Raw genomic sequence first — 25,171 nt, forward strand, 5'->3', positions numbered from 1 at the left:
CGTGTCGAAATAGCGCCAGATTATTCTGGCATCCCTTACTGATATAGTTTCAGCACGGGTTCCCACGCCATTGACAGTATATTCCGCAAAAAGGGTAACATGATTTAGTCCTTGTTCTACAAGGTTTTGATAGACTTTGGGTGCTTTAAAAGGTAACGTGATTAGCCAGTTACGATTGATACCAATTATTGAAAGGATTTGATTTTGAGACATGCGGTACTCTTTCGTCTGCTCTATTCTGATAGCATCAAACCGATAGTTGCCAATGTACAACTCAACGGCTTGGGCGGGTGTGAAGTCTTTCTTAGCCATAATTGATTTCTCCACAAGAATTTCATCAATCCCTCGCGGAGCGCTTGCCAAGGCGATTATTAATTTTTTGAGGGTAAAAAAGACCCAGCCATTTTATCTGGGTCTTTGAGGTTGAAAATTACCCCAAGATTTCAATCACAGCCGTTAGAATAGCTGGTGCTTTGTCTGAAACTGGAATGAATACCCGCTTTTTCCAGTTGATGATCTCGGTGAAACATCCAGCAGCTAAAAGCCGCTCTGCCAGTGAGATAGCATTAACCAGTTCTATGCGAGGTTCACCAGCAACGAAAGAACGTCGCAAGGTTACACCACCTGGCAACTGCTGTGTATATCTCTCGTTGAGTACCAGCTTCACAAGTTCTTCTGGAGAAAGCAGCTGGTTCCTGAGTCCAAGTTGTTCGCGCACGGTTTGAATGTCGTGAGCATTCACCACCCGACCGAGAATCTTTTGTCCATCGCTGGTTTGCAGTCGGAATACTCGACTATTTTGCTGTGGCAGGATTTTCCAGATGGGTAGGAGAATACCAGTTACCAAATGCAGGTAATCGGTTGTGAACTTGGGCAGTGCGTCTACTTCCTTCGACCAAGCAGCAGCAAACGCATCGACACAAACCGTTTTCCAAGTAGAAGATTCTAAATCCTTGACTGGTATACGGGTTTCTTTTTGGGGACGGACGAGTAACACTCTTGGTACAACACCACCATCAGCGTCGTAGATACTATGTGTCGGAATTGACACAGCAGCATTACCAGACTTGGAATTGATCATGAGCATTCCTTGATATTGAGTGGCGAACTCTAACATCTCGTCAGCAGTTTTGATGTGGTTCCTTTGGGTGCGTTCCACTTTCAAGTAATTGGTGACGCTACCAGTTTGAGCATGAGTATATACAGCTTCCTGGCTCTCAACAGTAAACCGTTCAGCCCGTAAAGTTTCCACACCCATCTCATAGACCCCTGCCGCGATCGCTGCTTCAATCTGCTGACTTAGCAATAACTCAAAACGCTCGAACTAAAGTGACACAACAGGGATAATCCGCAAGGGTTTCAACTCTTTAGTTTGCGATAAATCCCCAAATTTTGGGCAACTTGAAACTCTATTTATCCCCCTAATTTTAGAGCTAGGACGACGAAACCAAGTTTCAGGTAGGGATTTATCGACTTGTGTGTACACCGTAGCCTGCGAGGAGAGGGAGGAGTAACGAAAAATTAGGCTTTTTACTCCCCTCTCCTTCAAAAAGAGGGGCTGGGGGTGAGGTCAAAATCCTGTACATCGAATTCAGGTTAATATTAAGTTTGCACCACAAAATCAGAAGCGGTGAGAGTCGGCGCATTTTTGAGAGTTGTAAATACACCACCATTACCGAAACCAACAGCGCTACCGTTAGGATTGTAAAATAACTGTCCGGTCACAGAGTCGTAGACAATGACAGCACTGCTGAGTGCCCCTAAAGATGTGATTGCAAAATCGCTGGCATTAGTGAAACCTGTTTCGGCATTAGAAGTAATTGCACTAAAGGTAGTCTTATCCAGAACAATTTTGTCATTTTGGGAATGTGTGAAGTCAGCGATCGCATCTGTACCTATAGCAGTACTGTTATAAGCAGCATTGGTATTGTAAACAAAAGAGTCAGCACCCGCACCACCGGTGAGAACATCGTTGCCAGCACCACCAACAAAAGTATCATTGCCCGCACCGCCGATAAGGGTATCATTGCCACCATCACCCCGCAACAAATCATTGCCACTTAAGCCGTCGATTTTGTCGTTACCTCCCTGACCATTAATTACATCATTGGAGTTGTCAAAACCTGCAATGTTACTGTTCAGGTCATTGAGGAAGGTAACGGTGTTGCGACGCAAAATGCTGTTAGAATTCCAGTTACCATTGAAGACATCAAAGCTATCAATAGGAAAAGTTTGGTTAAATATAATATTTTGATAGTCTGGTTCCGTTCGAGATCCAGGGAAATTACCCAAGTTTTGTAACTGAAAGTTTTGCAGAGTGACTTTGGTATCAGCTACGTTTTCAAAGGTAAGTTCTAAGTTATTGCCATTTTGAGTGAGTTGCAGATTCCTCGCAATTAAGCCATCACCAGAAAATTGCAACGTATCATAAGAAGCAATTGCCGCCGCCGATGGTTTTGACCCAGTACCCACACCGCCAAAGCCAGTGATGGTATCATGTCCATCGCCTAGTCGGATAGTAAAGCGCTCGTTACCAGCACCTCCAACTAAAGTATCATTGCCAGCACCTCCAACTAAAGTATCATTGCCAGCATCTCCAACTAAAGTATCATTGCCAGCACCACCCCGCAGCAGGTCGTCACCACTTAACCCGTCGATTTTATCGTTACCTCCTTGACCATTAATCACATCATTAGAGTGAGCAAAACCTTTGATGTTATTATTTAAATCATTCAAGAAAGTAACAGTGTTTTTGTTGAATACCGTAGTTTGGGTGGATTTGGCATTAATCACATCAAAGCTGTCACCAACCAAGGGTTCAAATCCGTTAAAAAATGTGATATTGCTGATTGCAGGTTTTCCTGCCGAAGCAGGCAAGCTATTCAGGTTTTCTAATTGAAAGTTTTGCAGAGTGACTTTGATATCAACTACGTTTTCAAAGCTGATTTTCAAGTCATTGCCATTTTGAGTTAGTTCCAGGTTTCTGGCAGTCAAATCAAAGCCCCCTATAAATTGCAATGTGTCGAAGGAGGCAATTACCCCTGTTGACGGATTTGACCCAGTGCCAACACCGCCAAAATCAGTGATTATATAATCTATTGAACTAATAAAGGTGCTAGAAGTGCTTTGACTAATAACAAAGGTGTCATTTCCACTGTTACCTGTTAAAGTATCATCACCACCGAGTCCGTTAATAACTTCGTTGGCAGAAGTGCCAATCAAGTTGTCGCTTTCAAAAGTCCCGTTCAAGTCGAGGCTAGGCGTAGCACTGCCATAAACAAGATAGCTTTGTCCAGTTTGAGGGATGCCATTAGGCGAAGCATTCAAAGCGCCAATAATTACGTCGCCAATACCATCACCATTAATATCTCCCGCGTCACTGACCGATCTACCGAATTCACCACCCGTACCATTAATAGCGTAGCCGTTAATACCATTCAAGGACGAAAGGTCAACGGTACCGCTACTGCCAACACTCGCCCCCCCAAACACCACATAACTTTGTCCAGCATTAAAATTCCCATTAGGAGAAGCACCAAAGGCCGCAACAATCAGGTCGTCAATACCATCATCGTTAACATCCCCTGCACTGCTAACTGAGTAACCTAAGTAACCAAGAGCATTAATTCCATTGATGCGAAAACCATTAGTGCCATTTAAAGAACTAGGGTTGAAGACACCGCCACTGCCAACATTCGTCCCCCCAAACACCACATAGCTTTGCCCTTCATCTACAAATAAGGGGTCAGCACTCCACGCCCCAACAATCAGGTCGTCAATGCCATCATTATTGATGTCTCCGGCATTACTGACTGAAATGCCTAATGCGTCATCAAAATCGATACCGTTGATGATAAAGCCATTAATGCCATCTAAAGAAGAGAGATTCAGGATGCCGCCGCTACCTACATTCGCTCCCCCATATACTACGTAGCTTTGCCCAGCAACATCGTTGAAGTTAGGGTCAGCGCGATATGCCCCAATTATTAGGTCATTGATGCCATCGTTATTAATATCTCCTGCACTGCTGACTGAATCACCTGAGTTGTCATCCTCAGCAATACCATTAATTTTGAAACCGTTAGTGCCATTCAGGGATGAAAGGTCGAAGTTGCCACCACCACCGACATTCGTCCCCCCAAAAATCACATAGCTTTGTCCAGCAGCAGAGTTGCCATTGGCGGAGGCATTAGGTGCCCCAATAATCAGGTCATCAACGCCATCGTTGTTGATATCCCCAGCATTGCTGACTGAATCACCTAACAGACCATTCGCAACAATACCGCTAATTTTGAAACCGTTAGTGCCATTGAGGGACGAGAGATCGAAACTACTGGCACTACCGATATTCGTCCCTCCGAATACCACATAGCTTTCTCCAGCACCAGATTTGCCATTTGGAGAAACATAAGGTGCCCCAATAATCACGTCGTCAATGCCATCATTGTTGATGTCTCCGGCATTACTAACTGACCAGCCTAAGCCGTTATTAGAATCAAGACCATTAATTTTAAAGCCATTAGTGCCATTTAAAGAAGAGAGATTGAATGTGCCACTGCTGGCCAAATTCGTTCCGCCAAATACCACATAGGTTTGTCCAACAAAGTCTTTCCCTTCAAGGTCAGCAAAAGGCGCAGCAATAATCACATCGTCAAAGCCATCACTATTGATGTCTCCCGCTTTGCTAACTGACGAACCTGACCGATTTTCGGCAGCAATACCGTTGATGGCAAAGCCATTTTTGCCATTCAAAGAAGAAACGGTGAATGATGAAATAACCATGATTTTCTCCTGTGTTTGTTGTAATGGAGCCAGTGGAAACTGGTATAGTTCTTCAATTAACTGAACAAAGCTTTAAACTTGATGAGGTTTTGCGTTTTAGAAAACTACGCTGGCACCAGAGAATTCGATCTGGCGAATTGGAAAAGTGTTGTTGATACGAAAATCTGAAATTTCACTCTAAAATCAGAAAATTTAGGATCTATCAGATAAACGATAAAGGCGATGAATCATGCGATTGCTGTTCCTAAACTCTAAAATTAAGCTTTTTCCTCATTTAAGAAGCTAGTTGCGGTTAGGAAGCTTTAAGAGTAAGTTACAGAAAGTTTGCATCTACAAAATTCGTGATTAGAACATTTAATTACAAATTAGGTAAATGCAATCTTTAGGTACTGGCTAGTCCACTAATTTAAGCTTAAAAACATAAAAATGCTTTCGTAACTGTTAAATTACTTACATACTCTTATAAAGTATAAAATTTGTCAATAGACCTAGTGCCGTTATAGTAAGGCTACGAACAAGTTTTGCAACTACCAATTAAAATTTTTATATAAGCTTAATACGCGATACACATTGCACTTTTTAGAGGATCTTTCTATAGAAGTAAAAGATTTTATAAATATTCTAGAAAGAAAAAAGAACATTTGTAGACGCTTGTGCAACTACGCTCAGTATATTTGGCTGAATAGCTTGTACAAAGGTTGTTCGGCATATTTTAACTCTAGATTATCCTTAGCCTCGAATATCCCGTTTTCACCAGTTTGTCTCTGTCCCCGAGTGAGTGCGCCCAACTGTCCAGCCGTCGAGCAATCGTGCTGTGAATCGACGTTCACCGATGACGTTAGTGGTAACAGGTCTGAACACGGGTGCTGATGCTTGGTTTGTGCGGTGCGATCGCCGCTTATAAAAATCTACGCATATCTGGGCAATAAAGCTCAAATCTATGTAAAAAGAAGTTAGCGGTTTATCTTCTCAGGAAATCGTCTTTAGTGCAGTAGCTTGCTTTTGCCAGATGGCTCTGACAATCGCTTGACCAAAGGCCCCCAGTTAGAGATAGCATAGAAGTTGTGACGCTTGATGCTAGATTTCCGAATTAATTTATTTAGTTGGTTCCAGAGGCTCCATACGTGCTTTCCATCCTTCACGGAGAGATAGGCGGTTATGGAGCCGGGAATATTTTCAGTCAATCGCATACCACGCCGTGCAATAGCGATCGCCGCTGCACAGTCCGAAGGTAGCCCATATTGTCGGGCATACTTTACCATACCAATTAAACTGGTGTAGGCTGGATTGACTTTCATTAAGTAAATGCCACGATTGCTGGAAATACTTTTTAGTAATTTGTAAAAACGACTATACGCCCAACCAGAAAGCATCCGAGCATACTTTCTGCCACATTCCCTTAGTTGCTCTTTTTTGCTAGAAAAGTCTAATTCTTCACAAACAATCGGACAACAGAAAGCGTGAGCGAATCTCGCCAGTTGTAAGCAAGCATCAACAATCTGAGCGTCTTGTTTGCCTGATGGTAATCCCATCTGTAGGGGGATTTGACCATGAGATTTGAGATTACCATCTTTATCAATGTATGCCCAGCCAATGGAGCCAGGATTCATATCAATTCCAATACAGCCGTAAGCAGAATGTTTAGAAACACGCCCGATTGATATTGGTGTAAATTGTACTGCTGCATTCCATTTGTTGTGCTTACGAAAGAAATGCCATGTTTTAGCTCCATCCTTGGGCAATCTGTTGATATTGCGGTCAAAGTTGCCTAACTTAGTTATGACTTGTTTACCAAACCGTGATTCTAGACAAGCTGGGACACGGAATTTTAAAGTATGACCATCCCATTGACAAACTTGATTACCAAAGCTTTCATCCTTGGAACCAACTACAAATACTTGATTTTTAGGAATAACTGTTTGAATTGGAGAAGTTTTTAAGTGTTCGAGTTTTTGAGTTAATTTGTAAGCTCGACGTTTTTTATGGTGAATTTGAAAACGTAAATTATTCCAATTAGTGTTACGAAATTTCAGAGAACAGGATAATGGAAAGCGACATCCTGTTTTAGACTTATACCAGTTCTTTTTAGCATAAAACTTCACAGAATCAGATAACTTTTTCTCTGATTTGGTAATCCAAGAGTTGAGTGATTTTAGTTTTCCCTCCAGTGTTCTGATGTGGAGATTACGGTGTTGTTTAGAGGCATTAACCGCACCTTGAGCAAGACTGATTACACCATTGGCGTGTCGCTTTGATATGCCATAAGTCTTCTGTAAATGAGTATTCCAACTAGAATCATTGAACCTATTTACTGCTAAAAGGTGATTAGCTGTCTCACACGCTGCTTTATGGAATACCGAACTATAAGCAGTCAAAAACATCTCAAACTCTGTGAGTCCTAAACTATTTAATTCTTCTGCTGGAGTTGGCAATCCTTTAATATACGTGAGAGTGGGCATTTATTTCGCCTCATTAGTTGTCTTATCTTTGAAAACCCTCAGCTTCAATGGCAAAAGTGGCTATCCCACTAAATACCGAATAATCTGCGGATCTATCCTTGAAATGCGCTTTTTAATTGATTGCGGAGGATTTTTGAAAAACCGTTTTAAATCCCGACTCTTAACTAGGTAATTAGTTGCAGAACGCCGAATAGCTTTGAGCCATCCTCGTTTTACCCATTTAGCTACAGTACAGGGGTTTAAGGAGAGAGCTTGAGCAATTTGATTACAACTATAGTTATCGAGAGTAGGACGTGCAGCATAACCCAACGCATACAGCTTTTTATGAACAGCTAAAGTTGTGCGATAATAGCCTCGCCTTCTGAGTCTGTATGCTATCTGTTTAGGTGTATAAGCTTCAGACATCTCTTCAAGAATTTCTAACTCTTGGGGAGTCCATTTTTTCTTCATTTGTTGACCTCCATAGTTACTGATAAATTGAATATTTAGGCTAGTGGCGACTCAAAGCTGAATCGCCTTTGTTTGTTATCAATTACCTCTGTTGTTGATTTTGATGGTTTCCATGTGTACAAAGTGATGGCTGTGTTTGTTTGAATGAGTTAATGGATTTAGTTAGTCGGCAATTTGTCAGAATCTTGTGTAATTGTCAGCAAAAAACCGTGTTTGGTATTCTGGACTCGTACTAGTTCTCTATCGAGTAATGATTGGATTACTGTTCGTGAGAAATTAATGCTGTGCAAAGGAGCAGAACCACCATAGCGGCGTAAGAAAAGCAGCAAGCTAGCAGCCGTGAGGTCAGAGCAGTTTTTGGGCGATTTAGCCATCAGCTATGCCTCCAGGAATTGCTTTTAATTCGTACTTAAGCAGTTCAAGTTGGCGTAGACATTGTTCTATTTCAGCCTGAATCTCTGCTCTCAATTCCTGCGGTGTCAGTAATTTAATCTCGTTCTCTAAGTGATTTCCTTCATCAATGGAATTGATGTCAGGCATGACGATGTACCGCCAGCCTTCGCCATATTCGTATGCTAAAAGACTATCGCTTGGGTAATACTTGATGCCGATGATAATTCCCTGCTCTGTACGTTGTCCTAAAGTGAATCGGGGGTATTTCCAACCGTGTGGAATGGTGATTGTTGGTTGCATGGTTGTAATTGCTGAAGTTGACTATGCTGCTATGGCTTTATCTGTAACTCTGGATTTGTTTGCTACTTTCATGAAGTCATCCAACCCAACTGCTGCTTCTTCTGCCTGGGCGTACCGAATCTGATCCATAGCGTTAGACCAGTAGGTAATATACTGAAATATCACCCCAATCATCGAATCAACTTTGTACACTCGATAATTCTTGGGGCAGGCTCCATTGACGTAAACGAGCGTGTAACCAGGGATTTCGATAACCTCTGCATTCGGGTCTGTTGGCGGTAGAAAAATTTTCTCTGGTGAATCATCCAACTCGGCTACTTGAAGAGAGGGCGTAGTTTCTGTGGTGTATGCCATTGTGATGTTTGTTACCTATTACACTGTAGAGGCGATTACAATTCTTGATGTGCAATCGCCCTTTTAATGTCAGTGGTTACGCTGCTACAGCTGGTCGGACTCCCAAAAACGTAATCGCTTCTTCTGCACTCGATGCGAATCTGTTCATGCCGTATGTGCGGGGCCTGGAATACCAGCCTTGGTAATTGCAACCGATGTAGCCTACTAGCTGATTATTTCGGTAAAGTTTAGTACTGAAGGATAACCAATCAATCTGGGGATGCCACAGGTTGAACTTGACACAAGCTTCTTCTAATTCATCGCTGAGGCGTTCATTGCGCTCTAATGGAGTTTCTGGAAGTGTCGCTTTAACCTCTGCAACTCTTTTTGCAAACCAGTCCCGGTCAAAGGGCAAGCAGCCACCGTTTACGAACCGTACCCATAATGTAATCCCACCTTCCAACCAGATAGTACGAACAGATTCCGGTTCGACTTGAATAATCTCGCCAATGATGCGGCGGTCACGAGATGTTAGGGGGTCTTTGGTTGGCGCTACAGCTTCGGCTTGGGATTCGATGTGGCTGTATAGTTCTGCTTGGGCGAGGGCTTGCTCGTCTTTGAAGGGAGTATTTGCAATTATTGTTTGATTGAGTTTAAAGCTTGAGGGTGCTTGTTGTGTGTAAACAGATTGCGTCATAATGAGGATCTCCTGCCTCTATATGGGGTTAGGTTTTTACAGAGGGTGATCACAAACTTTGGACGGGGAGTGATCACCTTTTGATCTGAGCAAATAAAAGCTGATTTGTGAAACCGCTTTGTTTATCCCATAAATCTAAGATACAATTTTGTTAATACTTTTGTCAATACATTGTTAATACGGTTAGATGATGTATGTCCTGGAAGTTGATAAGCTATGTTTATACACTTGCTAATACAACTTGCTATTGATAGCGTGTAAGTTGAAAGTTATAAACAACGAGAATTGAGATGGCAGCAGACAAACAGATAATTATTAGGATCTCTGAAGATAAGAAAGAGGCTTTTATGAATAAAGCCAAAGCTAGCAATACCTCTGTATCCAAGTTGTTAATGGATTTTATTGATTCTTATTTAGCTGAAAAGCCAGTAAATGAGCTTGATCCAGAGTTAGTAAAGCTAAAATCAGAAGTCGCCGAAATGAAGCAGCAGTTTATGCAGTGGCAACAACAGCAGTACGAAATGTTGGGGGAATCCGCCGCCTGAGAGAAGAGAATAGTACTCTCAGGCAATGGCGAGAGCAAGTTACTAAGGCAATAAGCGACAAACCAGCTAGGGAAACTTAGCTGGTTTGTTTTTTGATAGGTTGATTTGTATTAACAATTTTGCTAATGTTAATACATTAATCATAATCCGGCTTATTTTCGGAGTCCAAATGGTTTCAACAATACAAAATCCCCTGTCCACAATGGGGGCAAATTTCGTTCGCCTATATAAGCGGCTAACAATAAGTCAAAAACGCCGTAAAAGACTGGATCTAATTGCCAAGTATGGTTGGCGGTGCTTCTGGTGCAACAGTGTCATAATCCCAAACACGCTGACTATGTTTTTTGCCTGTATATACAGCATATAAAGGTGAAACAATGCTGACACTAAACTGTTCCGAAACAACCTCAGCCATTGACTACAGCAATCTCAACATCAGCATTCAGGAAACCTTCGCCGCCATAGACCGATTTGAGTGGCAGGTATCGGATGAACTGCGGTTGATGCGAGATAACAAATATTACCGAGATGGTAGATATACTAGCTTTGAAGACTACTGCGAAAAGGAATTGACCAAACACGGGGGATATCGCAAGGTTAAAGATTTATTTGCAGCCAAGCGAGTGGTTGAAACTTTACCTGAAGATTTGAGGGGCAAGATCACTAAACCATCTCAAACCCGATCCCTACTCCGTCTGGTCAAAACTCCTGACAAGTTAGAGCAAGCTGTTGCGATCGCAGCGAAAGAAAAACCCTTCCCAACTGCCGCCGATTTTGCCAAAGCAGTCCAGCAGGTTGCACCAACGGTTAAACGCGCCGCAAAAACCGAAAACCCCAAAACGCAATTGTGTAATTCTGTGACTGTTTCATCACCAGAACATGCCCGTTATGGGGAGTCGGGAGTGATTGAGGCAGACGCACCGAATCACTGGCAGCAGATTGTCACTTTTGCTGATGGTGAGAGGTTGTTGATCAACAATGCTGATTTGGATGCCCCAAGCGTTCCATTCCCCAGAGAGCGCACTTACCCCGCAGAATATTCTGAAGCGATCGCTGCTATTGAAGAACGCCATAAACAGGAGTTAGAGCGACTTTCCCAGGAATTGAGAATTGGGCTACAAACAGAGGCTAATGCCAGAGCCGAAGAACAAACTAAAGAGCAGGTAGAATCCTTACAAAAACTCTTTAAGCAACAGAAAGAAGAAAATATCCAGTTGCAGCAACGGCTCTCGGAGATGGAGGGGTTACGGAAACTGGAGGCCGAAAATCAGCAACTCCAGCAGCGCATTCAGGAATTAGAACACGCCGTAGAACAGCGCCCTTCCCAACAATGGGGGAATACCATGACCCAGCAAGCGACTAAAGCGTTGAACAAGCAGGTGAAACAAGCCTTGGAGAAAACCATTGATCTGCGATCGCTAGCGCAGGAACCACCCAAGGAGAACGCCCAAGAATGCTTACGACTTATGGGTATGGCGTTGAAGAATCTTGCCAGTGCTATGAACAACGCCCAAGCGCTCGAAGCTGCGGCGATAATCCTGGGGAGTGAGCCGACACCAACTGCGATCGCATATCGAGCCGAGCAGTTGGAAATGTTGCCCCAGGCGGTTAGTGATATCCGGCAGGTACTTGCAAAACCTGGGTGTACGTGGCAGGAGTTTTGGGATGTTGCCCAAGAGTACGAGGTGATTAAATCAGATTATTTGGCGGAATTGACCACCCAAGAGACTGATTTAATTACTGCTCTCCAGAAAGCATCCTCTCAACCAGACACCATTGGCATCGGTTCTATCGTTGCTCACGCTGACCCATACCGCACTTTGTATGTACAGAGGGGTGAGGTTGTAGAGGATTTGGGCGAAGAGTTAGTAGTTGCTTGGGATCATTGGCGAAACCAGTCCAAGAAAACTGATAGGTACTTCCGAGACGAGTTACGATTCTGGCAAGGCTAACTGATCTGTTGCCCATACCAGTAATTCTTTAGACAACCAAATAGGAAATAGCAAGCCCCACAATCACAGAGGGGGAAATTTCCGTGCCTCAACATAAACAGGAGATTGTAAAATGACTGCAACCATTACCTGTCCCAAGTCCAAAAAGGCTGTTGCCACTAAACCACAGTCACCGTATAAAAGGCTTCATGTGATTATTCCCATTGAAGATTTGCTGTGGGCATCGCAGCAAAAGCCTTCAGTTACGCAAATGTGGCAGGAATGCTGGACGGCTGATCCCTATGGTTCCCGGTGGATGCCGCTAACAAGTGCTTTGGGGTACAGTACTTTTATCTCTGCAAAGAAAATTCTTTCTGAAAGTGGGCTATTCATCTTCAAACCTGACAAGTCGATTCAAGATGGTAGGGAAACGGCTAGCTGGATGGTGAAAAATTTGCATGGCAGTCGGATGAAGGAGTTCTGGGAGAAAGCTAATTCTCTTAATCAGCAACCAGATGCTAAAAAACGAGAACCAAATGCTGGGGATTCAGAGAAAGATGCTGGCTCTGAAGAAATGGGTGCTTTGAATCAAGCACCTATTTTAGGTCAAAGTCAGCCAGAGCAAAGATTCCAGGAAACCTCACGAACTGCTCAGGAACAGCTAACGAACTCTTCAAAAGAGTTCGTTAGCTGTGTCTCTGACACGCTTATACAGATTTCGCGTAAGGAGGAGACGGCTCACGCGCCCTTAAGGGGCGCGTCGCCTCAGTCTGTTCAAAGCGTGTCAGAGAAGGAAGAAGAGTTACCTGCGGTAACGGACTGTACGACGCTAACGCTTGTGGATGCTGCACCAAGTCAACCTGCTTCGTTGTTGGCTGAAAAGCAGGATTGTGGTGTTGAAGCGATATTCCCTCATGAAGGTACTTGTTCCGCCGCGCCCGTCTCTCAAAGTGAAAAATCTTTAAATTCTGCGATCGCAGATCAACCACAGGGGCAAGTAGAATCAGGTAATCTCGCTTCGTTGTTGGTTGAAAATTCAGTTTCAGGTGTAGGAATCAAAGCAGATCATGAAGGTGAAAGTTCCGCCGCGTCTGTCACCAACGCTGAAAAATGGTCACATGAAGCAATAGTTGCAAGGGCAAATGCGCGACCTGTAAGAAGGGAGAAACTAAATCGAGCAGCAAATTCAGGGGAGAATCCGGGCTTTGACTTCTTGCAAGAATGCTGGAATGACGATCCGGCTTTGCAGATTGTGATCAAGAAGTTGCTTGTGAAATTTCCGCAATGGGGAATTGCTTGTGTTGATGGGGTGTTGGTGGACTGGAATGGGTAATAATTACTATGTCAATTAACTGCATATTTCCGCACTTGTTGCTATCAAGAACGCCATGCTGCCTCTAGCAATATTTCTTTAGCGTTGGTATTTAATGAATTTTTTGCTGTAATCATAGATGTCACACTATAAATTACTCTTTTTAGGGTATAAGTAGTTATTGCACACAAAGTTAGGATACGTGCCTAAATTTTGAAGAATTCTTTGAGAGCGAGTCAGAAAATGCTAAAGGTCAAAAATGATACTTCTACTGAGCTACCGTTGACCTATGTTGGCAAAATGACCCAGCAGCAGCTAGAAAAACATCTTTGGGATGCTGCTGACATATTACGGGGAAAAATTGACTCTGGGGACTTCAAACACTACATTTTTGGGCTGTTGTTCTTCAAGCGTTTGTGTGATGTGTGGGAAGAAGAATATGAGGAACGGCTGAATCTTTATCAAGATGCACAATTAGCAGCTGATCCTGAAGAGCATCGCTTTCACATTCCACCTGGGGCGTTTTGGAATGATGTACGCAAGCATTCCACAAATATTGGTGAAAATCTTAATGCTGCTTTCCGGGCAATTGAAGATGCAAATACTCGCCTGCGGGGAGTCTTTCAGGATGTGGACTTTAACAATAAAGAACGCTTCCCCGATGCGACATTAGAGTTGTTGTTGCAGCACTTTAGCAAGCATCGCCTGCGGAATTATGATGTTAAGGCGGATATTCTGGGGGATGCTTACGAATATCTGATTTCTAAATTTGCTGATGATGCGGGGAAGAAGGGAGGCGAGTTTTACACTCCTAAGATGGTGACTCGCTTAATTGTCACCTGCTTAGAACCAGATGAGGGAATGAGTATTTATGACCCTACTTGTGGTTCTGGCGGTATGTTATTGGAGATGGTGAATTATCTCAAACGTCAAAAGAAAAATCCCAAGTCCTTGCAGTTGTACGGTCAGGAAATGAACCTCAACACTTGGGCGATTTGTGAGATGAATTTGTTTCTCCATGATATTGATGATGCGTTTATTCTGCGGGGTGATACGTTGCGGAAACCGAGGCATTTAGTTGCGGAGGGAAGTAAGGTATTACGAACATTTGACCGAGTACTGGCAAATCCGCCGTTTTCTCTGAAGAATTGGGGAGATGAAGATTGGAGAAATGGGGATAAGTTTAGTCGGGATACTTACGGTTGTCCGCCAAAATCCTATGGGGATTTGGCATTTGTGCAGCACATGATTGCTAGTTTGAATGAAACTGGTAAGTTGGGTGTAGTTTTACCCCACGGGATTCTGTTTCGTGGTGGTACGGAAGCGAAAATCCGTGAGGGAATTTTGAAAGATGATTTGATTGAGGTAGTGATTGGGTTAGCACCGAATTTATTTTATGGCACAGGTATTCCGGCTTGTGTGTTGATTATTAACAAGCAGAAACCAGCCAAGCGGCGGGGTAAAGTGCTGTTTGTGAATGGTGCTGAGGAGATGGTCGAGGGGAAAAACCAAAATACTCTCTCTCAGGCGAATATGGAACGTTTGGTTAAGGCGTTTTTGGCGTTTGAGGATGAAGAACGTTTTGCGCGGGTCGTGGATTTAGCTGAGATTGAGAAGAATGATTTTAATCTCAATATTGCCCGATATGTGCAGACGGCTGAGGAGGTTGAACAAATTAATGTGGCTGCGGAAGTAAAGGTTTTAAAGGAATTATTGGCAAAGCGGGATAAGGCAGAGGCGAAGATGTTGGAATTTTTGGAGGAACTGGGTTATGGTTCCTGATGGCTGGGAATTTAAATCATTAACAGATTTGGCATATTCGATTCAAAACGGGTTTGTCGGAAAGGTATCTGAGCATTATGTAAAAGATGGAGTTCCTTATCTAATGGCAAAAAATATCCGATACAATCGGATAACAATCGATGATTTAGAGACTGTAACATTAGAGTTCCAACAAAATAATCCAAAGGTATCTGTAAAAGCTGGAGATATTCTTACTGTTCAATCAGGACATATTGGTACATCTGCAATAGTTCCTCCTGAATTAGATAATTCTTGTTGTCATGCTCTAATTATTACTAAACCAATTCAGGACAAAATTGACTCGCATTTTATTGCTTACTATTTAAATTCTCCTCCAGGTCGAGAGCGCCTGTCTGAGATTTTCATTGGAACTACAATTAAGCATATTAATACTAAAGATTTAAAGAAATTTTATGTTCCAGTTCCTCCGCTTTCTGAACAAAAGAAAATTGCTGAGATTTTGAGCAGTGTAGATGAAGCGATCGCATCTACTCAAGCAGTCATTGACCAAACCCGCCAAGTCAAGCAGGGGCTACTCCAGCAACTTCTCACTGGCGGCATTGGTCATACTCGGTTTAAAGAAAGTGCGATCGGGAAAATTCCAGAAACTTGGAATTTGGCAACAATAAAAGAGCTTGTATTAGATGAACCAAATTCTTTAACAGCCGGACCATTTGGAACAATTTTTAAAGCTAAAGATTTTAGAGATAGTGGTGTTCCCATAATTCAAATACGCCATGTTACCGAAGATGGTTTTTCTTGGGGTAGTAAAGTTACTTATATGGATGAATCTGTCTATGAGCAATTTCATAGACCATATACAGTTAAGAGTGGTGACTTGTTGATTACAAAAATGGGTGAGCCTCCTGGTATAGCCTGTATTTATCCAAAGAAAGAGCCATTTGCGATGGTTACACCCGATGTTATCAAGGCTAGCGTTGATCATCAAAAAATAGATACATATTTTTTGATGTGTTTATATAACAGCCCACAAATAAAAAGCGAGATTCTTAATTTAACAAAAGGTGGAACAAGAAGTAGAGTTACACTTGATGAGTTTTATAAACTACTATTACCTTGTCCTCCACTTAATGAGCAAATAAAAATATCTACTGTTTTATTTGCATTAGATGAATTAATTGACAGAGAAAAAAATAAATTACAAAACTGCGAGGGAATCAAACGCGGTCTAATGCAAGACCTCCTCACAGGTCGCATCCGTGTAAGAGTCATGCCATGAACAAAGGCCCCGAATACACTCTTGCTGAAAAACCCTGCATAGATGCCTTAGTAAAATTCGGCTTCACTTGGCTACCACCCCAACAAAACCAAACTGCTAGAGACACCCTTAACCAAGTGATCCTCCGCGACATCTTCATTACAGCAATTCAACGCATTAACGCTGTACCTGAAGAAGTTACCCGCGCCACTTACCAGGATATGCTTGCTGTCACCGATAATGAGCAATGGACAAACCTGCTGCGGGGCAACTATAGCCGTAATGTCCCTGGCGAAACTACCAAAAAAACCATCCGTCTTATTGATTTCCTTCATCCTGAAAACAACACTTTCACGGTCACTAATCAGCTTTACGTCAAATCTCAAAACTCCCGTAAACCTGATATAGTCGTTTTCATTAACGGTATTCCGCTTGTTGTCATAGAAGCTAAAAAACCCTTCATTGCCAAAGACAAAACTGGAGAAGCATTTGAGCAAATTAAACAATATGAGCGTGATATTCCCCGCCTGTTCTATTCCAACGCCTTTAATATCATAACTAATGGGGTAAATGTTCTCTATGGTGCAACAGACGCAGCTTCAGCTTACTGGGGAGCTTGGAAGGAAGACGGAGGGACGGGGGGGATCAACTTCAGCAATGAATTAGAGAAACAACTGTGGTACTTGCTAGAACCCTCTCGGTTACTCGATATTCTGGCACACTTCATTGTTTTTGAGAAACGCGAACAGAAAGTAACTAAGAAAATCTGCCGGTATCAGCAATTTCGTGCAGTCAACAAAATTGTAGACAGAGTACTTGCACCTTTAAAACCAGATCCCAGTCTCCCAGAACGCAAATATCGTAAAGGCTTGATTTGGCATACCCAAGGGTCAGGTAAAAGTTTGACAATGGTATTTGCCACTCTTAAACTCAAAACTCACAAAACAATTGATTCTCCTTGTCTAGAAAATCCCAATATTTTAATCCTTACAGATCGCATTGATTTAGACACCCAGATTGCTAACACGTTTTTAGCCTGTGGGCTGCCTAACCCTACACGTATTACTTCTGGTGATGAACTACAAAAAGCCATTAACAGCAATCCTGTGGGCTTAACTTTACTCTCTACTATTTTCAAATTTAATGAATCAACCAAACAAGCACTTAACAGCAACAACTGGATTATTTTAGTAGATGAATGCCACCGTACCCAAGAGAGAGACTTGGGTACATTCTTAGAAAAAACCTTAGTTCATGCTTGTTTTATCGGTTTTACTGGTACACCAATTCAAAATACTGACCAAGACACATACCAAAATTTTAGCCTGATCGGTGAAGGCTACCTTGACCGCTACAGCATAGATGACGCGGTAGCTGATGGTGCTACGGTTCCGATTCGTTACACTAGCCGGAAAGCAGAATGGGAGGTAGATGAGAAACGGCTAAATATCTTGTTTGATAACTGGTTTGCAAATGAACCAGAGGAAGTTGTTAACAAGATTAAAGCGCGAGGTGTGAAAGTTGAAGATTTAGTCAAACATCGCCAACGCATCGAACTGCTTGCTTACGACATTTGGACGCACTTTTCTCTTCATGCTGCCCCAGAAGGGTTTAAAGCTCAAATAGTTGCAATCGACCGAGAAGCGATTATTCTCTACAAAAAGGCATTAGATAAAATCATCAGTAAGAGCTTAACCAAACAAGGTTTTGACCCAGAAACAGCAAAAGCTTGGGCGGAAGCGATGAGTGTTCCAATTTACTCCAGTAACCAAGAAGATGGCAAACCGAGCGAAGACAAGTACATTGATACACTCCGCAAAGACCTGAGAAAATATGCCTTAGATAAAGACGGTGAACTTGCTGCCACTAATAGATTTACTGGGGATGATGTTGAATACGAAGCCAAAGTTCAACGTGGTGAAGTACCCCCGGTGCATTTTCTCATTATCTGCAATAAGCTACTGACTGGGTTTGATGCACCCCGCGAAAGTGTGATGTATTTAGATAATCCTCTCAAAGAACATAACCTACTGCAAGCGATCGCACGTACAAACCGCGTTTATGGTGATCACAAAGAATTTGGGCTAATTGTTGACTATATTGGCGTTACCAAAAACCTCACTGAAGCTTTAGCGACCTACCGTCAAGCCGATGTGAAAAACGCAATGAGAGACTTGGAGGTGGAACGCAATCAACTAAAAGCTGCCCATGCAGAGGTAATGAAATTTCTCAAACCCATTCCCCGCAATACAGGAGATATTCGTCAAGAATACGACGCTCTCATTCAACATTTGGGAACTGAGGATAGATGGTACGATTTTCATCGCCAAGCCAGACCCTTTATTAAAGCTTACGATACCCTAAGCCCTGACCCATTTATTCTTGATTACAGAACTGATCTTAAATGGGTAGCTGGATTTTTACCCTTGGGAACCCTAACTTTCGAGAAACGTGAATCTAATCTTTCTCGTGATGTCAGTGCCAAAATCCGAGAAATGCTAAATGAACACCTGGATATTACAGGTATAACGACGCTTTGCAAATTACATGACATCACAGACCCAGATTTTTGGAAAGATTTTACAAGCGATCGCCCTGAACCAGAGATTAAAACTGCGGCAGTACGCAAAAGTGCCGAACTCCGCAAAATTATGCAGCAGAAAGTTGATGAAAATCCTTTATACTACGACACATTTTCAGAGAGAGTTTTAGAAGTTCTGCGTCAGTTCGAGCAAGGTCAACTTGAAGCTGCCGCAACTCTTAAGCATTATGAACAAATCTTGCGCGAGATGCAAACGGCTGAACAAGCTTATAAAAAAACGAGTTTGAACCAGCAAGCTTACGGTGTCCTCAAAATTTTAGAGGCATTCTTGCCAGCAAACCAAGATGAAGACAATAGCAGCAACCAGAGCAGTTCTAACAGTGCTACCTCGGATAATGAGCGAAGTCCTTTAGAGAAAGCAGCACAGGAAATTGATGCACTTTATTCTAGCGATGAAACCGCGCCTCATGGTTGGCATTTGAAAGAACAGTTACGCAAAGAGCTACGGCAGAAAGTGCGTGCATTGGTGTTTAATTTAAAGTTAGAAAACTGGAAAGATATACCTAGTAAAGTTGATGAGTATGCGCTCAAACATTACAGCAAAACTTGAGTGATGAGTTTACAAGTATGACATCCTACACCAAAATATATAACGACTATCTTGCCAATGTTTACCGCGATGCTGAGGCGCAATATTCTTGGTATAAGAAAGCTGATAATTTAAGAGATGCTGTCAAGAAAGCTTTCCTCAGTGAAGACGAACAGAGAAAAGTTAACGATCATCAACGTCTTGTCGGTCGCCAGTGTTTAGCTGAGGCAATTTCAGTTGCCTTAGAACGCTTTGAGATTCTAGAAATCAGCAGTTTTGACAGCTTTGATACCATTTACCAATTTGTTGAGTCTGTTAGTGATGACGTAAAAGGCTTCGGTCTATTAGCTACTTATGATGTCGCACTCCGTATTGCTAAATATCTGGATTTGGAACTTCGGGAAGTTTATATGCATGCAGGTGTTACAATCGGCGCTCGCGCTCTAGGCTTTAATGTCAAGGATGGAGATATCATGCTTGTAGAAGAATTTCCGGCACCCTTTAACAAGTTAAGTGGCGATCATTTAGAAAATTTACTTTGTATGTACAAAGAGGTGTTAGCTAATTCTTCAGTCGAGGTCGGTAAAACTTGCATTCGCCCAAAAATAAATTCTTCTTGCATCAGGAAGAAGGGCTGCTCTTAAAATGCTAATAATAAAGAGTTTGAGTCTGTCTAATCGCTAGTAGCTTCCGGTTTGCTCCCTTTAGTAGCTTCCGGTTTGCTCCCTTTAATTGTTATGCCTATTCTACAAATCGGTCAAACCAACATCTCCTACACCGTGCGCTACAGTAACCGTACCAAGCAGCAGCGCATCGTTGTTACCTCTGAAGCAGTGGAAGTAGTTGCACCACCTGATACTCCTGTAGAAAAAATCACTGCTTTCCTTGACAGCAAACGTCGCTGGCTATTCAATGCAGTTGAAGATTGTCGCTCGAAGCATTCACCGGAACTCCCTCAGCGTTACGTGAGTGGGGCGAAAGTAATGTACCGAGGTCGCCGTTTAATGTTGCAGGTAGAGTCAGCCGATGTAGAACAGGTTACTATCGCTTGCAGAAGCCGCTTTTTCATTCAAGTACCTCATCAGTTGGCTAGAGACGAAAGAGAAGATGCTATTGAGCAAGCATTAACTCATTGGAAACGCGATCGCGCTTGGCAAGATATTCAGCACTTCACCAAAATATATGCCCGTAAGTTGGGTGTTCAGTTACCACCTGTCAAGCTTTCAGAGCAAAAGCGAGTTTGGGGAACCTGCTCTAAAGATAGGGTGATCCGCATCAATTGGCAGTTAGTTGATGCGCCTTTGTCAGTCTTGGAGTATGTGGTAGCACATGAGATTGTTCACTTGCTGCATCGAAATCATGGAGATGCTTTTTGGGATGCGCTCTCATGCGTTATGCCGGACTGGAGGACGCAGAAGGCTCAACTGGAAGCTTGGGAAGGGTACGTATGACTGCTTTTTTTATACTGTTGATAGATCATGCTTAATTTAAGGGAAAACTGAAACTAGGCGTTAAAGCTGGTGTCTGCATTCTGGTTGTAACTAAGCAAGGTATGGATAAGGTTTCACAGATTGATAATGTTAAAAGTTTTGCTCAAATAATTGCTCGTAACGTTAATCTATGGAGACTTCTTGTTGGAAGAGAAATTATAAATTCTGGACGAGGAAGAGGGAGAGTTTCAAGTTTAGACAATAATGGTAAAAATATATGTGTCAGCTATCCATTCACAGATACTATACCCTATGAAAAAGCTTGTCACTACACTATTAAATATAAAAAAGATAGATTTATTAAAGAATTTAATTATATAATTCCACCCTTAGATTATAAAGAAGTTAGTGAATTTCTACAGCAAGGGAAAATAGTTACACAACTTGATCATCTGTCTCTAGAATTGGAAAAACAACGTCAGGAAAGAGCCTGTATACAACATGAATGCACAGAGAAAGAGCAGTTATCACTTGCACCAATGCAAAATCAGCGACAACCCAAAATTGTAGAAAGATATCAAGACCGTGTTTATATTGAACAGGAACGGCAGAAAAAAGTTCTTATTGAAGAGAGCAAAGAAAAAGAATTATTACAGCTTATAGCCAAGCGGAATGAGCAAGAACAAAGAATTAGAGAAAAATATAAAGAGGAACTAATTGAACAAGAGCGTAAAGAACAAGAAAGGCTACGAATTGCACACAAGCAGGCTTTAGTATTAAATTTAAAGCAGCAATTAGAACAAAATTTTCTTAGCGTTGCTGATTTTTATTATTCACAGTGTACTGAATATATATCTTTTGAAGAATATCAATCAGAAAAATCAAATTATATACAATTTTGGGTAAAAAATAAATTAAATACCTCTACCCTGCCTGACCTTGAACAAGCAGCAGCTATTGGTGCTGTTGAAGGTCATGTGCAAGTAGTAGCGCGTGCTGGTAGTGGTAAAACTTCAACTATAGTTAACAGAGCTTTATTTTTACAGAAACATTGTGGTGTTCCACCTCATGAGATTTTACTTTTAGCTTTTAACAAGAAAGCCGCAGAGGAGATAAAAGACCGCCTCTGTTCAAAACTAGAATCTTCTATTCCTCATGTGATGACTTTCCATGCACTAGCTTATGCTTTAGTTCATCCAGAAAAAAGTATTCTTTTTGATGAGCCAGATGGACAACAAAGTAAAAGCCGGATGCTACAAAAAGTAATTGATGAATATTTGCAAGATACTTTATTTCATGAAAAAATCAAAGTGTTGATGATGGGACACTTTCGCCAAGACTGGGAACGTTTGTTTTTGGAAGGTTATGATAAAAGCCCTGAAGAAATGTTGCGTTATCGTCGCTCTCTTCCACGAGAAGGAATTGATGGAACTTATGTAAAATCTTATGGAGAGAAAGCCATTGCAGATTTCCTATTTGAACATAATATTCTATATAAATACGAGCAGAATTTTTGGTGGGGTGGCATCAACTACCGCCCGGACTTTACTATTTTTACTGGTAAAAATCAAGGAATAATAATCGAATATTTCGGGCTTGAAGGAGATTCTGAGTACGATGCTATGTCTGATGAAAAGCGCAAGTATTGGGAAAATCAACCTGACTGGCATTTAATTGAATTAACACCGAGTATTATTAAAGATGAAGGTATAGGATATTCTCTTCATGTACTTCAACAAGAGTTAGAATATTTAGGAATTACTTGCAAGCGCTTGAGCGAAGAAGAAATCTGGCAACGAGTTAAGGTTCGTGCTATAGACCGATTTACTAAGGTAGTAACATCATTTATTCAACGCTGCCGTAAGCTTTCTCTTACTCCAGAAAATTTAACCTCAATAATTAATAGCCATTCCTGTGCTAATGAGGGCGAACAGCAGTTCTTAGAGTCAGTGCAAAAATTTTATAAATCTTATTTAGAACACCTTGAGTTAACAGGTGAAGATGATTTTGATGGAATAATCCAAAAAGCTGCGGTATGTGTAAAATCGGGACAAACTACATTTCGCCGCAAATCTGGGTCTGGCGATTTAAAATCTGTTCGATATATACTCATTGATGAGTATCAAGATTTTTCAGAGCTGTTTCACCATCTGATATCAGCGATTAGAGAGCAGAATACTCAAGCTACCTTCTTTTGTGTGGGTGACGATTGGCAAGCTATTAACGGTTTTGCTGGTTCTAATCTTCGTTTTTATGATAATTTTGCAAGATTTTTTGAGCTTTCGCAAAAACTTTATATTTCTACAAATTATCGTTCGGCTACTTCAATTGTCGATATCAGTAATAAATTAATGCAAGGATTAGGGACTCCTGCTCGTGCTGATAAAAATCAATTAGGTATGGTTGAAATTGCTGATTTAGCACGGTTTGAACCAACCCTAAGAGAATTAGAAGAACATCAAAGTAATAGCTTAACACCAGCGATATTACGTTTAGTGAACAAAGCTATAAAAGTTGATAAAAGCGTAGTTTTACTTTGCCGTAAAAATAGTTTGCCTTGGCATACAAATTATAGAAAAGAAAAATTTAAATCGGAAAATGGCATACTTAAAAGCTTTTTACAGCTTGTGCAGTCTTATCTTCCTCAAGAGTTAAGGCATAAAGTAACTATTTCCACATCTCATAAGTATAAAGGTCTTGAGAAAGATGTAGTTATAATACTTGATGCTGTCCCTAATTGCTACCCATTGATCCACCCTGACTTAATGTTTACACGTATTTTTGGCGATAGTACTGAAAGAACTATTAATGAGGAGCGTCGCCTTTTCTATGTTGCATTAACTCGTGCTGTCGATAATTTATTTATTATTACTGAAACAGATAATATTTCGCCTTTTCTTGAGGAATTAAAGGAAAAAACAAAAATTTCGTTCTTGAATTGGTCAGATTATCCACCTTTTGTTGAAACAATTAAACATATTACTGTAAAAGTTGGTAATCAGCATGGAAAAGGTGAGAGTGGCACTTACTTGATAAAGCATTTATTCCATGATGGAGGCTATAGCTGGAAATCTAAAGAAAAGGTTTGGTTTCGCACCTACCCTATAGAGGAGTTTTCAGTACAAAAATATTTTGATAATGCAACTTGGGTTTTCTGGGCTGTTGGAATAGAAGCAAGATTTTATGACGATTTAGAAAATAAGCTGGCAGTTTATCATGTTGATAGAGGAATATGCAATCCAGTATTTGACCGTATTCCTAAATTTCCTTAAAATATTTTTATGTTACTTAAAGTTAAAATTGATTACAAAAACAACACTTCTAACGTCCTGGTTACATAGGCATTGGAATTTGTAGTAGTACAACATTAAACTATCTATAGGCTTGAAAAATTACCCTTTCGGGACAAGTGTAACTTTCATCCCTTTGTACTGATGCCATAATCCAAGGCGCTTGATTCGATATTCTATAAGATTGGGTGTAATACCATAGTTTGCTGCCACTTCAGAGATATCCTGCTTTTCTTTAACAAGCTTCTTGATTACATCTGATGGGAGGAGAGTTGCTGCTGCGAGATAGTAAGCATCATGCTCCTCAACTTCAGCAAAAGTTCTGCCATAAATATCAGCTACCTTTGTTATTCGTGTTAATTGATGACCAAGTAGGATATGCCATATTTCTTCTAACAAAGAAACCCGTTGACGTTTTTGGCTTTGAGAGCTATTCCAAATAATTGCCCATTTATCCGAGCCTTCTTCAAGAGGAATACTCATGGCAGACCAACTCTGCTTTTCAGAATTTAATAACTGGGACTTTAAATCATTATCAATACCACTAATGTCTGCAAGGCTCATCATTTCTACACCCTCAACCTTGAGATAAAAAGGATCAAGTGCTTCGTTTTCAAACAATCCAATATCTTTACGAAATTCTTCTGCCATTTTTTCCATTTCATCTTTAGTTAAAGAAATCGCAATATCAGATTCTTCAATACTGCTTGGTTCCATAAAAGTGTCAGTTGAGTCTGAACTATATTGACATTTGAGATAATCTGCAACCCGTAAAAGTCCTTGAACGGTTTCTGAGCCAATTTGTTTACGCGCCCGAAAATGTACTAAAGCTGCAATATCAAAATTTATACCAGCATTTCGAGCATCATCACCAAGCCACTCAAGAATACGGATCTTTGTATTGTTATCAGGCTCTCCATCTCCTCTCTCGATACGGCCTAGAGTTGAGAAGCTGACTCCTATGATAGATGAAAGCTTTCTAAGGCTATACCCCTGAGCTTCTCGTTTCTGCTTCAGCAATTTAATCAGAAGTTGTGTTTGACTATCCATATAAAATAAAGCTTTTTTTAATTTTTGTGCGAACGTGAATCATTGA

Annotated in this window: 19 protein-coding genes; 9 read left to right on the forward strand and 10 right to left on the reverse strand. The window is 41.3% G+C overall.

Annotated elements, in window-relative coordinates; translation table 11 throughout:
* The 9 genes from H6G26_RS23865 to H6G26_RS23910 form a co-directional block, all read right to left on the reverse strand.
* Positions 1-312 (reverse strand): hypothetical protein (locus H6G26_RS23865; protein WP_190731804.1); only part of this gene is annotated, 312 nt, incomplete at its 3' end.
* 118 nt (positions 313-430) lie between these two features.
* Positions 431-1,306, reverse strand: a complete 876-nt coding sequence (locus H6G26_RS23870; protein ID WP_242053844.1) for a hypothetical protein — start codon at positions 1,304-1,306, stop codon at positions 431-433.
* A 296-nt stretch (positions 1,307-1,602) separates the two neighbouring features.
* Positions 1,603-4,782, reverse strand: a complete 3,180-nt coding sequence (locus H6G26_RS43875; protein ID WP_190731806.1) for an FG-GAP repeat protein — start codon at positions 4,780-4,782, stop codon at positions 1,603-1,605.
* Positions 4,783-5,765: 983 nt separating this feature from the next.
* Positions 5,766-7,241, reverse strand: coding sequence for a hypothetical protein (locus H6G26_RS23885; RefSeq protein ID WP_190731807.1), 1,476 nt, complete (start codon positions 7,239-7,241; stop codon positions 5,766-5,768).
* A gap of 60 nt (positions 7,242-7,301) precedes the next feature.
* Positions 7,302-7,691, reverse strand: a complete 390-nt coding sequence (locus tag H6G26_RS23890; RefSeq protein WP_190731809.1) for a hypothetical protein — start codon at positions 7,689-7,691, stop codon at positions 7,302-7,304.
* A 158-nt stretch (positions 7,692-7,849) separates the two neighbouring features.
* Positions 7,850-8,065 carry a hypothetical protein gene (locus tag H6G26_RS23895; RefSeq protein WP_069074056.1) on the reverse strand — a complete coding sequence of 72 codons (216 nt, stop codon included), beginning with the start codon at positions 8,063-8,065 and terminating at the stop codon, positions 7,850-7,852.
* On the reverse strand, positions 8,058-8,384 hold the full coding sequence (locus H6G26_RS23900) for a hypothetical protein (protein ID WP_190731812.1): 327 nt from the start codon (positions 8,382-8,384) through the stop codon (positions 8,058-8,060). The genes H6G26_RS23895 and H6G26_RS23900 overlap by 8 nt, the downstream gene beginning before the upstream one ends.
* A gap of 21 nt (positions 8,385-8,405) precedes the next feature.
* Positions 8,406-8,738 (reverse strand): hypothetical protein, encoded by a 333-nt coding sequence (locus tag H6G26_RS23905; RefSeq protein WP_190731814.1) that lies wholly within the window; start codon positions 8,736-8,738, stop codon positions 8,406-8,408.
* 76 nt (positions 8,739-8,814) lie between these two features.
* Positions 8,815-9,414 (reverse strand): hypothetical protein, encoded by a 600-nt coding sequence (locus tag H6G26_RS23910; RefSeq protein WP_190731816.1) that lies wholly within the window; start codon positions 9,412-9,414, stop codon positions 8,815-8,817.
* A 290-nt stretch (positions 9,415-9,704) separates the two neighbouring features.
* Here H6G26_RS23910 and H6G26_RS23915 point away from each other — a divergent pair, with 290 nt between their 5' ends.
* The 9 genes from H6G26_RS23915 to H6G26_RS23955 all read left to right on the forward strand — a co-directional run bounded on the left by H6G26_RS23915 (position 9,705) and on the right by H6G26_RS23955 (position 24,057).
* Positions 9,705-9,959 carry a hypothetical protein gene (locus H6G26_RS23915; protein ID WP_109013241.1) on the forward strand — a complete coding sequence of 85 codons (255 nt, stop codon included), beginning with the start codon at positions 9,705-9,707 and terminating at the stop codon, positions 9,957-9,959.
* A gap of 377 nt (positions 9,960-10,336) precedes the next feature.
* Positions 10,337-11,911: a hypothetical protein gene (locus H6G26_RS23920; protein WP_190731818.1), complete on the forward strand. Its 1,575-nt coding sequence runs from the start codon at positions 10,337-10,339 to the stop codon at positions 11,909-11,911.
* Between the two features lie 112 nt (positions 11,912-12,023).
* Positions 12,024-13,223 (forward strand): hypothetical protein, encoded by a 1,200-nt coding sequence (locus tag H6G26_RS23925; RefSeq protein WP_190731820.1) that lies wholly within the window; start codon positions 12,024-12,026, stop codon positions 13,221-13,223.
* A gap of 222 nt (positions 13,224-13,445) precedes the next feature.
* Positions 13,446-14,984 (forward strand): type I restriction-modification system subunit M, encoded by a 1,539-nt coding sequence (locus tag H6G26_RS23930; RefSeq protein ID WP_199327068.1) that lies wholly within the window; start codon positions 13,446-13,448, stop codon positions 14,982-14,984.
* Positions 14,974-16,245, forward strand: coding sequence for a restriction endonuclease subunit S (locus H6G26_RS23935; protein WP_190731822.1), 1,272 nt, complete (start codon positions 14,974-14,976; stop codon positions 16,243-16,245). Before H6G26_RS23930 ends, H6G26_RS23935 begins: the two co-directional genes overlap by 11 nt.
* A complete protein-coding gene (locus H6G26_RS23940) occupies positions 16,242-19,376 on the forward strand; it encodes a type I restriction endonuclease subunit R (protein ID WP_190731824.1) in 3,135 nt (1,044 codons plus the stop codon). The genes H6G26_RS23935 and H6G26_RS23940 overlap by 4 nt, the downstream gene beginning before the upstream one ends.
* A gap of 17 nt (positions 19,377-19,393) precedes the next feature.
* Positions 19,394-19,999, forward strand: coding sequence for a hypothetical protein (locus H6G26_RS23945; RefSeq protein ID WP_190731826.1), 606 nt, complete (start codon positions 19,394-19,396; stop codon positions 19,997-19,999).
* Between the two features lie 93 nt (positions 20,000-20,092).
* Positions 20,093-20,806, forward strand: coding sequence for a SprT family zinc-dependent metalloprotease (locus H6G26_RS23950; protein WP_190731827.1), 714 nt, complete (start codon positions 20,093-20,095; stop codon positions 20,804-20,806).
* A 101-nt stretch (positions 20,807-20,907) separates the two neighbouring features.
* On the forward strand, positions 20,908-24,057 hold the full coding sequence (locus H6G26_RS23955) for a UvrD-helicase domain-containing protein (RefSeq protein ID WP_242053845.1): 3,150 nt from the start codon (positions 20,908-20,910) through the stop codon (positions 24,055-24,057).
* Positions 24,058-24,177: 120 nt separating this feature from the next.
* Here H6G26_RS23955 and H6G26_RS23960 read toward each other — a convergent pair whose 3' ends face one another.
* Positions 24,178-25,125 (reverse strand): XRE family transcriptional regulator, encoded by a 948-nt coding sequence (locus H6G26_RS23960; protein ID WP_190731830.1) that lies wholly within the window; start codon positions 25,123-25,125, stop codon positions 24,178-24,180.
* Between the last annotated feature and the right edge of the window lie 46 nt (positions 25,126-25,171).

Origin of the sequence: Nostoc sp. FACHB-888 (assembly GCF_014696655.1) — a bacterium.
Classification (GTDB): Bacteria; Cyanobacteriota; Cyanobacteriia; order Cyanobacteriales; family Nostocaceae; genus Nostoc.

Bases quoted from the DNA above. Each gene is read 5' to 3' on its own strand.
- H6G26_RS43875 (WP_190731806.1), bottom strand. From the start codon at position 4,782: ATGGTTATTTCATCATTCACCGTTTCTTCTTTGAATGGCAAAAATGGC.
- H6G26_RS23885 (WP_190731807.1), bottom strand. From the start codon at position 7,241: ATGCCCACTCTCACGTATATTAAAGGATTGCCAACTCCAGCAGAAGAA.
- H6G26_RS23890 (WP_190731809.1), bottom strand. From the start codon at position 7,691: ATGAAGAAAAAATGGACTCCCCAAGAGTTAGAAATTCTTGAAGAGATG.
- H6G26_RS23895 (WP_069074056.1), bottom strand. From the start codon at position 8,065: ATGGCTAAATCGCCCAAAAACTGCTCTGACCTCACGGCTGCTAGCTTG.
- H6G26_RS23900 (WP_190731812.1), bottom strand. From the start codon at position 8,384: ATGCAACCAACAATCACCATTCCACACGGTTGGAAATACCCCCGATTC.
- H6G26_RS23905 (WP_190731814.1), bottom strand. From the start codon at position 8,738: ATGGCATACACCACAGAAACTACGCCCTCTCTTCAAGTAGCCGAGTTG.
- H6G26_RS23910 (WP_190731816.1), bottom strand. From the start codon at position 9,414: ATGACGCAATCTGTTTACACACAACAAGCACCCTCAAGCTTTAAACTC.
- H6G26_RS23915 (WP_109013241.1), top strand. From the start codon at position 9,705: ATGGCAGCAGACAAACAGATAATTATTAGGATCTCTGAAGATAAGAAA.
- H6G26_RS23920 (WP_190731818.1), top strand. From the start codon at position 10,337: ATGCTGACACTAAACTGTTCCGAAACAACCTCAGCCATTGACTACAGC.
- H6G26_RS23925 (WP_190731820.1), top strand. From the start codon at position 12,024: ATGACTGCAACCATTACCTGTCCCAAGTCCAAAAAGGCTGTTGCCACT.
- H6G26_RS23930 (WP_199327068.1), top strand. From the start codon at position 13,446: ATGCTAAAGGTCAAAAATGATACTTCTACTGAGCTACCGTTGACCTAT.
- H6G26_RS23935 (WP_190731822.1), top strand. From the start codon at position 14,974: ATGGTTCCTGATGGCTGGGAATTTAAATCATTAACAGATTTGGCATAT.
- H6G26_RS23940 (WP_190731824.1), top strand. From the start codon at position 16,242: ATGAACAAAGGCCCCGAATACACTCTTGCTGAAAAACCCTGCATAGAT.
- H6G26_RS23945 (WP_190731826.1), top strand. From the start codon at position 19,394: ATGACATCCTACACCAAAATATATAACGACTATCTTGCCAATGTTTAC.
- H6G26_RS23950 (WP_190731827.1), top strand. From the start codon at position 20,093: ATGCCTATTCTACAAATCGGTCAAACCAACATCTCCTACACCGTGCGC.
- H6G26_RS23955 (WP_242053845.1), top strand. From the start codon at position 20,908: ATGGATAAGGTTTCACAGATTGATAATGTTAAAAGTTTTGCTCAAATA.
- H6G26_RS23960 (WP_190731830.1), bottom strand. From the start codon at position 25,125: ATGGATAGTCAAACACAACTTCTGATTAAATTGCTGAAGCAGAAACGA.